Genomic DNA, 12,512 nt, shown 5'->3' on the forward strand with positions numbered 1-12,512 from the left:
GGGGCCTCGGTACGCAGCACGGTGCGGACGGGCGCGAGGAAGGAGTGGGGATGGTTGGCCTGCGGAACACGGGGCCTGTGCCACTGGAAGAAGTCGTGGTACTCCCGGGCTCCGCGTGCCAGCAGGTCCGCGTAGACGTCAGGGGCCTCGGTACGCAGCACGGTGCGGACGGGCGCGAGGAAGGAGTGGGGATGGTTGGCCTGCGGAACACGGGGCCTGTGCCACTGGAAGAAGTCGCGGTTCAGTTCGTCTCCGGCCTGACGCGCGTCCTGTTCGAACAACGTGACCGTATGCCCCCGCCGACCGAGCATGAGCGCCGTTCCCAGCCCACTGATTCCCCCACCGACCACCGCAACCCGCGCCACCGAACTCCCCTTCGCGTCGTGTTGCGGGATGAGCCTAGCGTTTGACGATCTTCAGTCCTGCGGCCAGTGGCTGCATGCCGCTCTAGCCGTCCCGATACGACGGTTCTGTCAGCCGCTGACGCGCCGACGGAGTTTCTCGTGGCCCCGGCTCAACGCACCGCGCTCGAACGCTGCCATCGAGTCGTAGGACCCCAACGCCGGGCGAAGGCCCGGAAGGGCGGTCCCTGCCTGATGATCGGTAGCATCGGCAGGCAGGAGGGGATGCGATGGTGCAGGTTCTGTGCAGCGGGGCAACCAAAGAGCTCGAGCTATCCGGGACGCGTCAAGGGCTTCAGACGCTCGGGCAGTTGCTGCGCCGGAAGGCCGGAAGCTGCGATCTCTCACAGAGCCCGAACCCCTTCCCCTACGACAGCTCGCTCTCCAAGATCGAGATCCGGGAGGATCCGGAACGCGACACCGCTTCGATCGTCGCGGAGGACCAGGTCCTGCGGGTCCGAGGAGGGCGGCACGCTCTGGATCTCCTCGCCGACAACATCGAAGCCTTCGCCTCGGAAGCAGCTGCAAGCGATCATTGCCACCTCGACTTCCCGTCATGCGACTACATCGCGCCGGATTCGGACCCACTGGTGATCGCGTTCCTGCGGTGAGCGCAAAGCCCTTCGGCCACAGGGAGGTTGAGACCGCGCAAACGGGTCACAGCGGCTGCGGGCGAGGCTGGTCTCGTAGTCCATGGCCAGGCGCCGGCCCTCGTTGCGCATCTACAGGGGTTCGCTCCAGCGCCCACCACCTGGGCTGGTCCTGGAGGCCGCGCTGGTCAAGGGGCATCCGGACGATCCCCAGGTCACGGCTGATGAACTGGGCGGCCCACTCGACCGGGCGGCCGGCGAAGCCCTGGTCGGCCCGGAGACCAGGGCAGGGCTCAGACAGCGTCGCCTGCCTCTTGCGGTCGTATGAGGTCGAGGTCGTTGCCCCACGCGTCCAGCACCTCGCCGTGTCCGGCATCTCGGGCCGCGTTCTCGACAAGCGCGAACAGCTGCCGTTGCAGGGATACGTCGCCTGCTGCCGAGATGCGGTCCACAGCACGAAGCAGCACGTCGGTGTCCCAGCCCGGCAGCGGGTATCTGGTGAGCTCCCATGTCAGGTACTTGTTGTACGGGCGAGGGCGACGGTGGAGGGCGAAGAGCAGTTCGAGCAGGAACCGCATGCTGTCGACCGCATCGAGTCGTGCGGCCAGAGTCAGGCCGTCCCGGTGATTCTTGACCGAGCGGTACAGAGAGTTGGCGTAGGCATCGAGCCATACGCCGGCATCACGGTTCGCCTCATCGGCATCCAGACGGGCCCAGTCGGCAAGGATGCCGGCGATGCCGCCGTCGAGCCGGTCGAGGACAACCCGAGCGCGCGCGAGGGCATAGCGTTCCCAACGGGGCATGCCGGTCCCGCGGAACTCGGCGAGCGTGACGACAACGAGGTCGAGATCGGCGCTGCGGTGCCCCTCGAACCGGGACAGGTCCGTCGTGGCATCGTCGGCAACGACCACGTACAGGTCGTGATCGGAGTGCGGGGTCACCATACCGTCGTGTGCCTGGGAACCTTTGAGGACGAGACCGAGGACGGCTGAGTCTGTGACGGCGAGTTCGACGAACGCGTCGTAGGTGTGAGGCTGTTGAGCAGTCATGGTGTGGAGCTCCGGTGTGGTGATGACGGATATGCCTGCCGGGGCGACCTCGTTACGAGGCGCCCTGCGCCGTCTGCGGCTGCACGCGGCTGCCGCCCGGAACATCAACGCACACTTGGACCGTACGCCCGGTCGGGCTCATTCCGCGATCCCGATGCACGACACGCGGCTCTGGGAGTGCCGTTCGGACGAGTCGCGCCCACCCCTGGGGTGAAGCCGACCGTCGCAGCGTGACCGGGCGAGCCCGGAGCAGATAGCCAGGCATGATCACTGCACTCACGCGCGTCGCCGCGACAGCTGCCCTGCTGTGTGTCGGCGTTGCCGCCGCCCCGGCTGCCTCCGCGCAGGCCCATCACCCCCCGTCCATCGCCGGCACTCCGCACGTCCAGAGCGCCCTCGACGAGGCGGACGAGGACGGCTTCTTCGACGGCATCACCGAGCAGGCGGAAGACGTCGTCGACAGCCTCCTCGGCGAAGGCAACTTCATCAGCGAGACCATCATCGACGGCCTCATCGACGACATCGGCGCCGATACGGCGGATGGCATCATCGGCGGGCTGTCCAGCCGCGACTAGGCATACCGGTCTTCCCTGGGCCGGGGTCGCTCACCGACTCCGGCCCAGGGACAGGGCAGCCGTTCCGTGGGGCGCACGTCGGCCCAACTGCGTGGCCCGGCGCCTGTCCTCGGTGCGGGCGGCCCGGCGTGTGGTGGTGAGCTGGGCCAGGCACGCCATGCCGATCCGCACCGGCTCCTGGCGCGTACCGAAATCGGCTCGCCGTGGCGGCGGAGCAGGTGGCAGGGTGCGGCACATGACGCCCCAGTACCAGATCCGTGCCGACCACGACGCTCGCACGATCGTGGTCTATCAGGCGTTCTCGCCCGCCATCGCTGACGCGGCACTGCGGGCGGGCCGCTTCGTCGCGCCGTTCTCGTTCCAGCGGATGACGTGGATCAAGCCGTCGTTCATGTGGCTGATGCACCGCAGCAACTGGGCCCGCAAGCCGGGGCAGGAACGTGTCCTCGCCGTGCGGATCACCCGCGAGGGCTGGGAGGAGGCCCTGTCCCAGGCCGTGCTGACGACCGCCGACCCGGCGGCCGTCGCCCAGGCGTCCGTACACGTCCAGTGGGACCCGGAACGCTCACCGCGCGGAACAGCGCTGAACCACTACAGCATCCAGGTCGGCATCAGCCGCCGCCTGATCCGCACCCTCACCGACGAATGGACCGTCAGCCTCACCGACCTCACCCCCCAGGTCCGCAAGGCCGCGACGCTGATACACACCGGACACGCCGCCAAGGCGCAACGGCTGATCCCCGCAGAACGCGCCTATCCGCTCCCCCGGGCACTCCAGGATGTCGTTTCCCCAGCCGGTTGACAGGAACATCGTGAAGGGAGCGTGGGACCGTCGGCCGGGCGTCGGGGTGGCCGGCCGTCGAGGCATGCAGCGCCGGGCGCGATGCGCGTATGTGTCGGACGTGGTGTTACGGGACCAACCAAGCCAGCGCTTCCTTCGCGTTGTGCTCGGCGATCTCTCGCATCAGCGTGCGGTGCGGGACGTCGCCGTCGAGCAGGCGAAGGGGGCCGGCCAGCATGGTGCAAAGCAGCTACGGCCGATCCGATGCTCGGGTCGCGTTCGGCGGCCTCGGCGAGAAGCACCCCGGGGAAAGCGGACCCCAAGGTCGTCCAGTCTCCCCCGGGCCGCCAGGAAGAGGGCCAGCCCGGAGGCGGGGCGAACGGGTGCGCCGGGTCGACGGCTTCCGCGGCCGGCCAGAAGTTCTCGGCTCCGGCCCGGAAACGGTCCCGGTTGTGCGGGGCCGGGGCGGTCATCCTGCGGCCGAGCCATCGTCCGGCAGCACGCTCGATGCGTACGGATTCCGGGTCCTCGGGCGCTGCGCCGGACGCCGTCCCGACCCGGGGGCCGGAGGGAGGTCAGTGCAGGCCGGCGAAGGGATTCGTCGATCTACCCGTCCACACCCTCGTCGAGCCGGCGCTTCTCCTCCCGGAAGTTCAGGAAGCGGGCGCTGCCCTTCTGCCACAGCGTCGAGACACTCAAGGGGCACTCGGCGAAGTCGCCTTCGAGGACGCGCGCGACGAACTCGGTCATCCCGCACTCGTACACCGCCCAGCCGCCGCCCTGCCGAGCCCATACGGCTACGGGCCACCGGTCGGGATCAGGGTCCGACGTCACCCAGCACAGGGCATCCGCGCCGTTGGTGCCTCCCCACAGCAGCATGTCCTCCAAGCGGTGGCGGTCGCCCTCCTCCGTCCGCTGCCAGGCGTCCATCACGTCCGACCCGAGTACGTCCTCCGGCAGCCGGCCCACCGTCAGCGGAGCGGTCGGATCCCCCGGGCGGGGCACCGAAACGAACAGGCAGTCCTGGAACGACCCCGCGCCGAAGGCCGCGACGAACGCCCGGTAGTCGGCCGGGAACGACACCACCCCGAGGTCAGCCGCAGCCCTCTTCCAGTCGACCTCGTCCCCGGCTTCCCCGGCAGGGTGGAGCAGGGAGGCTCTCTCGGCCAGCCGGTCCAGCTTGTCGTTCACCGCGCTCCTGGTTCCGGGTACTTCCATGGCCCACCCGCCGCACGCATGCCGCCGTGCGCACGTCGCCGCTTGGCACACCGGGCCTGCCGTCCCAGCATGCCGCGTGCCGCCAGCCCACAGACCACCGGCACCGGCACCGGCACCGGCACCCCGCACACACAGACCGCCGTCGCGAGGTGACGGCCGCCCCGCATGCCGTCGAGCGAGGCGCCGTCGGCCAGGCCCGTGCCCGCTCAAGCTCTGCGCGTCGCTCCACGGCCTCCGGCGACGGACCGGCTTGAATGCCGGTACGCCGAACCACCACTCCAGTCTTGACTGGAACCTGTCAAGCTCTCGACAATTGCCCCTACCTCCCCACCCCTTTGGAGGACCGTTGACCCACGGCCCGTCTCGCCGCGCGACGCTGCTGGCGGCAGCCGCCGGCGCGCTCGCACTGCCCGCCATCTGTACCGGCCCCGCGCAGGCCGGCACCCCCCTCCCGCCGGGACACCGTGAACTCCCCGTCGTCACGCACGCCCGCCACCCCGGCGCCGTCCGCGGCCCCGAAGCCGCGCGCGGCACGCACGCCGAACCCCTCAACGCCACCGTCAACTGCGCCCTCCAGCGCGAAGGGCGGAGCTGATGGCCACGTTCGTCACCCGCTCCCAGTGGGGCGCCCGGACGCCCGTGAGCGTCAGCAACAACATCACCCCGGGCCAGGGCGGCGTGGTCGTCCACCACGTCGACGCCGTGAAGGTCGCCAGAGCCAATCACGCCGACTGCGCCGCCCAGGTACGCGGCATCCAGAACTTCCACATGGACGACAACGGCTGGTCGGACATCGCCTACAGCCACCTCGCCTGCGTCCACGGCTACGTCTTCCAAGGCCGCGGCGAATACGTCCGCACCGCCGCCCAGGGCACCACCCAGGGCAACGACGACTGGTACGCCGTCTGCACACTGACCGGCGGCACCGCCGGCAGCTACGACACGATCACCACCGGACTCATCGACGCCGTCCGCCACGGCATCAACCGCCTGCGCGTGTCCGGCGGCGCCGCACGGGCCATCACCGGCCACCGCGACCACCACGCGACCGCCTGCCCCGGCAACCTCTACGCCAGGGTCCTCAACGGCGACGTCAACCCCGGCGGCGGCCCCCTCCCCCACCCCGGCGTCAACTTCCGCCAGCCACCGACGCTCGTCCACGCCAGCGTCGCCACCTGGCAGTACCGGATGAACAGCGCGCACGGCTACTCCCTCGCCGTGGACGGCCAGTACGGGCCCGGATCCGACACCGCCTGCCGCAGCTTCCAGTCCAGTAAGGGGCTGAGCGTGGACGGCATCGTCGGACCCGCCACCTGGGCAGCCACCTTCGCCTAGCGGCGGTCCTGGCCCGCCGTCCGAACGACGTACGCCCGCAGCCGACAAACCCCATGAAGGGGGCACCTCGACATGCGTCTGCCTCGCGTCCTGACGACCCTCGCGGCGGGCCTCGGCCTGCTCCTCGGCGCCGTCATCGTGCCGTCCGCCCACGCCCACGACCGCGCGACGCCGGCCCAGTGGCGCAGCTACTGGGTGGACGCGTTCAACCCGGGCGTCTACACACCCGCCCAGGTCACGGCCCTGGTCGAGGACGCGCTGGACATCAACGCCAACGTCCTGATCGTGCAGACGGCCCGGCGCTACGACTGCTTCTGCAACAACGCCCTCTACCCGCGCACCGACGCCGCGATCGCCCCGGAGCCCTACGACCCGCTGGCGGAAGTGGTCCGACAGGGACACGCGGCCGGACTGCAGGTGCACGCCTGGGTCAACGTCAACACCATGTGGAACAGCCACACCCCGCCCCGCTCCCCCGACCACGTCTTCAACCAGCACGGCCCCGGCGCCACCGGAGCCGACCGCTGGCTCAACAAGAAGGCCGACGGCCAGGAACTGGTCGGCGCCAACGCCTATGTGGACCCCGGCCATCCGGCAGCCGTCGACTACATCGTGCGCGGCGTCCAGAGCATCGTGCGCAACTACGACGTGGACGGCGTCAACCTCGACTACGTCCGCTACCCGGACGGCAGTTCCACCACCACCCACAGCGACTGGGGCTACAACAGCGTGTCCGTCGCCCGCTTCCAGCAGGCGACGGGCCGGACGGACGTGCCCCTCCCGTCCGACGCCGCCTGGAGCGACTGGCGGCGCAGCCAGGTCACCCAGCTGGTGCGCAGGATCTACCTCGGGGTCTGGGAGGTCGACCCGCGGGCGCGCCTGTCGATGGACGCCATCACCTACGGACACGGGCCGCAGGCGGTCGGCGGCTGGCGGTCCACACGTACGTACGCCGAGGTCCTTCAGGACTGGGCGGGATGGCTGGACGAGGGAATCATGGACACCGCCGTGACCATGAACTACAAGCGCAACTGGAACCCCGACCAGGCGCTGATGTACTCCGAGTGGTCCGAGTTCCTCGCCGACCACCAGGGCGAGCGGCAGGCGGTCAACGGACCCGCCCTGTACCTCAACGGCGTCACGGACTCGCTCAGCCAAGCCAAGGAGGCGCTCAGGCCCAGCGCGGCGGGCAACACCGCGGCCGGCTGGAGCGGCTACTCCTACGCCACCCCCAGCAAGGACGTAGCCGCGGGCGGCCTTGAGGCCGAACGCGCCAAGCTCGTACAGGCGTTGACGCAGGGTGAGGACGCGCCGTTCGGTGACAAGGCCGCGGTGCCCGGCATGCCGTGGAAGACGGCGCCCCGGGACGGGCATGTGACCGGCAGGCTCCAGCTCCGCAGCGGTACGCCGCTGGACCAGGTGCCGGTGACCCTCGCCCCGCTCACCGGCGGGAGCCACAGGACCACCGGGTTCAGCGACGGCTCGGGCTGGTTCGGCTTCACCCATGTGAAACCGGGCCTGTACCTGCTGACCCTCTCCCTGCCGGAGGGCGTGACCGGCGCCGCGAAGAGTGTGGTGCGGGTGAGCAAGGGCACCATCACGAAGTCAACTCTCCCGCCGTTTCACGCCGTCCCATGACACCCGCGCCCGCACTCCGCCAGGAGAGATGCGCGCACCGGACCGACCCCAGCCGGGCTGCCTCGCACTCCTGCGCGAAGTAGGCGAACCCTCCGCGGGGCGGTCTGCGGCAGACATACAGTGGCGCAGAATAACGCCGTCACCGGCTCGGGCGTGAAGCTGGTCAGCCCTCCTGTCGCTCCTGGAGCTGCCGCCGTTCCCGCTGCAGGGCCGCTCTGGCCTGGGACAGCACCACCACTTTGGCCTCGAACTGCTCGACGGTCGGCGCACCGTTCACACCCAGTTCGGCTCTCAGTGCCTCCTGGAGCAGATGCACCGCATCGGAGAGGGGCCCGGCGAACCACCTCTTCGCCTGGACAAGTTGCGCGTCCGTACGTGAGAGGAGCCCCGCTCCGGAGGGGTCCAGGGGCAGGTGTCGAACCAGGTGGTAGCCCGCACCCAGACACTGGTTGACTTCACCGGCCACGTCGAGGGCAGTTGCGCCCAGGACCATCTGGGCCTGCGCATACTGGTCGTAGTACGCCTGGCGCGAGGCATCAAGGGCGTCGGCGGCGACGGTCTCCCCACGTCTGAGGGCAAGCACCGTGTCTCTGCCCGCAGTTCGATAGGCACTGGCGGCCGCGTTGAGAGCGGCATAGAGTTCGCGCCTGGTCTGGGCTGCTTGGTCCTCCCGGTCCTGCTGCCGCTCGAGCGCCGCAAGCCGATTCTGTTCGGCGACCTCCATCCGGCGAGCGCGCTGAGCGAGCATGGTCGCGCCCAGTGTGCCGCCAACTCCGGCCAGCGCCACGGTGAGTGTGGTCCAATCCGATCCCGAAAGCACCGGCGTCGTCCCCCTGCCCTCCCCAACGCCCTACGAGCGCCCGATCGCAGGCTACCGCGACGAACGGCACCGGGCAGGGCACTCGGAGGCGATAGGCGAAAGGGGAGTGGTACTACGCAAAAAACGACCTGCCGGGCTTGCCCGATCAGGTCCATGCGCCTGGCTGGGGAACCGCATGCCGTGGCCCTGCGGAAACCCTGGCCCGCCCCCCGAGCGGGCGCCCGCGGCGCCGCGTCCGAGCCACGCAGGTTCGTGCACCGGCTCCGGACTCGGCCCATCCGGTGCAGGGGCCAGTGGCCTGCGTGATCCACAGTGCCGCACAGGCGACAGACGACGAGGTCGCGACGGTCTCCACCTCGCCGGACGGAGTCACGACGCTTGAGCCTGCCATGGCCCGGGAATCGACGTTCCTCCCGGAACGGCGGGGTCCCGGCGTCACGTCGGGATGAAACTCGGCCACCAGGGCGGGACGTTGCCGGGGCAGAAGGGGGCCGGGTAGGAGTCCGGCATCCCGAGCCATGTGATGAGAAACCAGGTGAACCACACGGTGAAAACGAGCCCTGCCGCCAGAGCCGCCCCGCGGTGACGTAGCCCGAGGGTGCAGTGCAGGCCCACCCACGGAAGTGCAGCAGCAATCCATAGGAGCGGCGCAAGGAACAGCAGAGTCATGCTGTTGGCTCCTGCGTTGCCACCGACGTCACAGGCAGCCCATGCTCTCCCGATCACCGCGACGGACACCACTGCGCTCAGCCCGCTCGCGAGGACACCAAAGCCAATTCCACTGAACCTGCGGCCCGGAAGGCCAGACGGTGCTGCCCCCACGGCCATCTCCCCCGCTCACCAGGACGCAGAGGATATCAACGCCCTCAAGCACCCCACCCGGGCTCAGGCCAAAGGTTCTTCGGTCTGCCGAGCAACCGCAGGTGCAGGCCGGCCGAGGTGAGTGCCGGCCCGCTCCAGCAGCCTGCGAGCCTCGGACGCCATCGGGTCGCAGCGAGACATGCGAAGTCCGACCCTCAACGGTGCCAAACGGCTAATATCGCCTGAGCCTCAGCGGGGGAGGGCAAAGGTGGCAGGCGCATCCGATGATCATTCCACTGCCAGGATGTTGGCGCTGCTCGGGGGAATCGCCTCCGTGCTGTCGATCCTGGCCTGGCTGGGCGTGAGCAACGCGGCAGAGCTGAAAGACCTGTTGGACGACTCTCCCTCACCCGGTTCCAGCTCCGAGACCCATGACACCAGTGGGTGGAGCAGCGGCGGCAGCACCGGCGGAGACACCAGCGGCGGCTCCACTGGCGGGGACACCGCTGGGAGCAGCACCGGCGGGTCCGGCGCCGGGCCGTCGACGGTTGAGCGGGATCCGGTCGAAGAGGCGTTCAAAGCCATCTCGGCCGGCGACTGCCTGGAGCTGTACGACACGGGCCGCGGAGGCAGCAGCACCATCAACTGGAGCGTCGACGTTCCGCCGGACCCCGTACCGTGCGACAGCGAACAGGCGCTGGTCAAGGTGACCGCAACCGACACGACTTGCCCCACCGGCCTCGGAAAGTCGTACTGGAGTCACCACTCCGCCACCACCGGCACCAGTTCGACGCTCTGCCTCTCCCGGAAGTACCACCCCACCTACTGCATGCTCGGCCAGCAGACCGGCGACTCGATCTCCCTCGCCACGATGTCGGCCGTGGCCTGCCGACGTGAGCCGGTGCCCGCGCCGTACAACCAGATCATGCACATCACCGGCGTCTACCGTGCCCCGGCGGGCGCGAACGCCAACAACTGCCCCCAGTCGGCGAGCGACCCGACGCGCTACTGGGCCTGGCTGGTCGACGACGGCGCCACACTGCTGTGCACCACCATCTACCAAGGCAACTGACGGTGACGAGGGATTCGACGCCGGAGGACGCAAAATGCGCCAACACCCCACGTCCGACACGCCGAGCAGAACGGCGCACCTGGGGCAACTCGTCCGTACCGCCTGCTTCACTGAGCCCTTGACTTCCTCTCCCTCCTGATGGAGGGGGGTTCCTACGGCTCGCGCTGTAGGGGTTTCTGCTTCGTCGCCGACTGCCCGCCCGGAGTGCTCCGTTGAGGTCTTACACCGGCTCCACAGACAGACGCCGTCAGCCCGACGGCCAGAATGTTCTTCGCCGCGTTCACGTCCCGGTCATGGGTCGTCCCGCAACCGTTACACGTCCACACGCGGACGTTCAGCGGCATCCTGCCCTGCAAGGCACCGCATGCGGAGCACAGCTTGCTGGAGGGGAACCAGCGGTCGACCGCGATCACGTCACGGCCGTACCAGGAGGCCTTGTACTCCAGCAGGCTCCGGAAATCGGCCCACGCCGCATCGCTGATGGCACGGGCCAGCCTTCTGTTCTTCACCATGTTCCGGACGGTGAGGTCCTCGATCACGATCGTTTGGTTCTCACGAACGAGCCGAGTGGTGAGCTGGTGCAGGTAATCACGCCTGCGGTCGGCGATACGGGCATAGATCCTGGCAACCTTCCGGCGTGCCTTGACCCGGTTCGCTCCCTCCCCCTTCGCCTTACGGGCCAGCTCCCGCTGAGCCCTGGCCAGGCGGGTGCGGTCACGGCGCTCGTGCCGGGGATTGGCGACCTTCTCCCCGGTCGAGAGCGTCAGCAGGTGCTCCAGCCCGACGTCGACACCAACGGCCGCATCCGTGGCCGGGAGCGGCTGGACGGAAGGGTCCTCGCACAGCAGGGACACGAACCAGCGTCCGGCCGCGTCCTGCGACACCGTCACCGTGGACGGGGACGCACCCTCCGGGAGGGGACGGGACCACACGATGTCGAGCGGCTCCGCCATCTTCGCCAGGGTCAGCGTGCCGTCCCGGAACCGGAACGCGCTGGTGGTGTACTCCGCCGACCTCCGCGACTTCTTCCTCGACTTGAAGCGCGGGTACTTCGCCCGCTTGCCGAAAAAGTTCGCGAACGCCGCCTGCAGGTGCCGCAACGCCTGCTGGAGCGGGACGGACGAGACCTCGTTGAGGTAGGCAAGATCCCCGGTCTTCTTCCAGGCCGTCAGCATCGCCGACGTCCGGTTGTAGTTCACCCGCTCCTGCCGCGCCCACGCCTCCGTGCGCGCCGCGAGGGCGAGGTTGTAGACCTTCCGCACACACCCGAACGTGCGCGACAGCTCAGCCGCCTGCGCATCGGACGGACAGAAGCGGTACTTGAACGCCCGCTTCACAGGGGTGGCCTTCACAGTTCACACGCTAACGCAACCGTTTGTGGCAGCGCAGGCAGTTGAGGGTGAACGCCGGTCCGCCCTGGCAGCGTGGCGGCGTTCCCTGCCCTGCTCCGCAGGCGCTTCGCTTCTCCCCCGCAAGCGGGAGGTACCCCCACCCCCGGCTGAAGCCGGGGCATCCACGAAGGAGAGACCCGATGACCAAAGCCCACCAGGACCTGGACCGCGCCGTCAACTCTCTGTCGAGCAGTGCCGAGGGCACGCAGGCCAAGGCTGTAGACACCCTGGTACGCATCGTGCGGGACGACTCCACCCGGCGGACACAGGCCCTCACCGCGCTCGACGCCTTCGCGGCGGGCCACCGCGGCCGGCCCAGCTACCGCACCGAGCCGGTCCTGTCGGCCCGCACCGCGCTGTGCTCGTTCGACGCCAAGCGCGCGGCGCGCACCACCGCCGCCGTCGAGGCCGGCGCTGTCCTCCTGCTCGCCGCGTCGTCCGCGATCGGCTACGCGCTCGGCGGCGACGCCCTCATCAGGTTCCTGGTCACCCTGGGGACCGTGGCGGCGGCGCTGGCGGTCGCCGGTGTCACCCGGCGCTTCTGGCAGCCGTACGTCGGAGCCTGGGCTAACCTCCCCCGACGTACGCGCCGGGCCCGTGCCGTCACGGTGATCATCCTGGCTGTGTTCCTCGAACGGACGGTCCGTTCCGTATCCGGCCCCCTCCCCGACCTACTGGTGTTCAGCGCGGGCACCTGCCTGATGGCCTGGCTGCTGTGGGTCCGGCAGCCCGGCACCGCCCGGCGCCAGTAGCGCGCACGCGGAGTTCGTCGCACTCGCCACCGGTGGTCCCGTTCACGGTGGTGTCCCCGAACCCGAACCAGAACCTCGGGTGGCGCTTC

13 protein-coding genes and 1 pseudogene are annotated in these 12,512 nt (G+C 69.5%); 8 read left to right on the plus strand and 6 right to left on the minus strand.

Annotated features, from left to right (window positions below):
- Window positions 1-311, minus strand: a pseudogene (locus ABT296_RS31260) (FAD-dependent oxidoreductase); the annotation flags it as partial.
- Window positions 312-631: 320 nt separating this feature from the next.
- On the opposite strand from ABT296_RS31260, the gene ABT296_RS31265 reads away from it, so the two are divergent.
- Window positions 632-1,012 (plus strand): Imm32 family immunity protein, encoded by a 381-nt coding sequence (locus ABT296_RS31265; protein WP_351932189.1) that lies wholly within the window; start codon window positions 632-634, stop codon window positions 1,010-1,012.
- Window positions 1,013-1,284: 272 nt separating this feature from the next.
- Here ABT296_RS31265 and ABT296_RS31270 read toward each other — a convergent pair whose 3' ends face one another.
- The gene (locus ABT296_RS31270; RefSeq protein ID WP_351932191.1) at window positions 1,285-2,040 is read right to left on the minus strand and encodes a hypothetical protein; all 756 of its coding nucleotides are present in this window, start codon (window positions 2,038-2,040) and stop codon (window positions 1,285-1,287) included.
- Window positions 2,041-2,303: 263 nt separating this feature from the next.
- Here ABT296_RS31270 and ABT296_RS31275 point away from each other — a divergent pair, with 263 nt between their 5' ends.
- Window positions 2,304-2,615 carry a hypothetical protein gene (locus ABT296_RS31275; RefSeq protein WP_351932193.1) on the plus strand — a complete coding sequence of 104 codons (312 nt, stop codon included), beginning with the start codon at window positions 2,304-2,306 and terminating at the stop codon, window positions 2,613-2,615.
- A gap of 235 nt (window positions 2,616-2,850) precedes the next feature.
- A complete protein-coding gene (locus ABT296_RS31280; protein WP_351932195.1) occupies window positions 2,851-3,417 on the plus strand; it encodes a DUF4291 domain-containing protein in 567 nt (188 codons plus the stop codon).
- A 585-nt stretch (window positions 3,418-4,002) separates the two neighbouring features.
- Here the strand turns inward: ABT296_RS31280 and ABT296_RS31285 are convergent.
- Window positions 4,003-4,587 (minus strand): SMI1/KNR4 family protein, encoded by a 585-nt coding sequence (locus tag ABT296_RS31285; protein WP_351932197.1) that lies wholly within the window; start codon window positions 4,585-4,587, stop codon window positions 4,003-4,005.
- Between the two features lie 373 nt (window positions 4,588-4,960).
- Between ABT296_RS31285 and ABT296_RS31290 the strand changes: the two genes are divergently transcribed.
- From ABT296_RS31290 to ABT296_RS31300, 3 genes are all read left to right on the plus strand, one after another.
- Complete coding sequence (locus tag ABT296_RS31290) at window positions 4,961-5,209, plus strand: hypothetical protein (protein ID WP_351932199.1); 249 nt, start codon at window positions 4,961-4,963, stop codon at window positions 5,207-5,209.
- Window positions 5,209-5,949 carry a peptidoglycan recognition protein family protein gene (locus ABT296_RS31295; protein WP_351932201.1) on the plus strand — a complete coding sequence of 247 codons (741 nt, stop codon included), beginning with the start codon at window positions 5,209-5,211 and terminating at the stop codon, window positions 5,947-5,949. The genes ABT296_RS31290 and ABT296_RS31295 overlap by 1 nt, the downstream gene beginning before the upstream one ends.
- A gap of 72 nt (window positions 5,950-6,021) precedes the next feature.
- A complete protein-coding gene (locus ABT296_RS31300) occupies window positions 6,022-7,587 on the plus strand; it encodes a family 10 glycosylhydrolase (RefSeq protein ID WP_351932203.1) in 1,566 nt (521 codons plus the stop codon).
- A gap of 163 nt (window positions 7,588-7,750) precedes the next feature.
- On the opposite strand, the gene ABT296_RS31305 is transcribed toward ABT296_RS31300, so the two are convergent.
- Together ABT296_RS31305 and ABT296_RS31310 are read right to left on the minus strand one after the other, a co-directional pair.
- Window positions 7,751-8,374 (minus strand): hypothetical protein, encoded by a 624-nt coding sequence (locus ABT296_RS31305; RefSeq protein WP_351932205.1) that lies wholly within the window; start codon window positions 8,372-8,374, stop codon window positions 7,751-7,753.
- 468 nt (window positions 8,375-8,842) lie between these two features.
- Window positions 8,843-9,076: a hypothetical protein gene (locus tag ABT296_RS31310; RefSeq protein ID WP_351932206.1), complete on the minus strand. Its 234-nt coding sequence runs from the start codon at window positions 9,074-9,076 to the stop codon at window positions 8,843-8,845.
- Window positions 9,077-9,512: 436 nt separating this feature from the next.
- On the opposite strand from ABT296_RS31310, the gene ABT296_RS31315 reads away from it, so the two are divergent.
- Window positions 9,513-10,280, plus strand: a complete 768-nt coding sequence (locus ABT296_RS31315) for a hypothetical protein (RefSeq protein ID WP_351932208.1) — start codon at window positions 9,513-9,515, stop codon at window positions 10,278-10,280.
- Window positions 10,281-10,432: 152 nt separating this feature from the next.
- Here ABT296_RS31315 and ABT296_RS31320 read toward each other — a convergent pair whose 3' ends face one another.
- Window positions 10,433-11,632 carry an RNA-guided endonuclease InsQ/TnpB family protein gene (locus tag ABT296_RS31320; RefSeq protein WP_351932209.1) on the minus strand — a complete coding sequence of 400 codons (1,200 nt, stop codon included), beginning with the start codon at window positions 11,630-11,632 and terminating at the stop codon, window positions 10,433-10,435.
- Window positions 11,633-11,811: 179 nt separating this feature from the next.
- Between ABT296_RS31320 and ABT296_RS31325 the strand changes: the two genes are divergently transcribed.
- Window positions 11,812-12,423, plus strand: a complete 612-nt coding sequence (locus ABT296_RS31325) for a hypothetical protein (RefSeq protein WP_351932211.1) — start codon at window positions 11,812-11,814, stop codon at window positions 12,421-12,423.
- Window positions 12,424-12,512 lie beyond the last annotated feature (89 nt).

The organism is Streptomyces sp. NPDC000983 (genome assembly GCF_040299205.1).
Taxonomy (GTDB): domain Bacteria; phylum Actinomycetota; class Actinomycetes; order Streptomycetales; family Streptomycetaceae; genus Streptomyces.

Excerpts from the sequence above, each read along its gene's own strand:
- ABT296_RS31280 (WP_351932195.1), top strand. The coding sequence starts at position 2,851 with ATGACGCCCCAGTACCAGATCCGTGCCGACCACGACGCTCGCACGATC.
- ABT296_RS31325 (WP_351932211.1), top strand. The coding sequence starts at position 11,812 with ATGACCAAAGCCCACCAGGACCTGGACCGCGCCGTCAACTCTCTGTCG.
- ABT296_RS31310 (WP_351932206.1), bottom strand. The coding sequence starts at position 9,076 with ATGACTCTGCTGTTCCTTGCGCCGCTCCTATGGATTGCTGCTGCACTT.
- ABT296_RS31300 (WP_351932203.1), top strand. The coding sequence starts at position 6,022 with ATGCGTCTGCCTCGCGTCCTGACGACCCTCGCGGCGGGCCTCGGCCTG.
- ABT296_RS31315 (WP_351932208.1), top strand. The coding sequence starts at position 9,513 with ATGTTGGCGCTGCTCGGGGGAATCGCCTCCGTGCTGTCGATCCTGGCC.
- ABT296_RS31270 (WP_351932191.1), bottom strand. The coding sequence starts at position 2,040 with ATGACTGCTCAACAGCCTCACACCTACGACGCGTTCGTCGAACTCGCC.
- ABT296_RS31265 (WP_351932189.1), top strand. The coding sequence starts at position 632 with ATGGTGCAGGTTCTGTGCAGCGGGGCAACCAAAGAGCTCGAGCTATCC.
- ABT296_RS31295 (WP_351932201.1), top strand. The coding sequence starts at position 5,209 with ATGGCCACGTTCGTCACCCGCTCCCAGTGGGGCGCCCGGACGCCCGTG.
- ABT296_RS31275 (WP_351932193.1), top strand. The coding sequence starts at position 2,304 with ATGATCACTGCACTCACGCGCGTCGCCGCGACAGCTGCCCTGCTGTGT.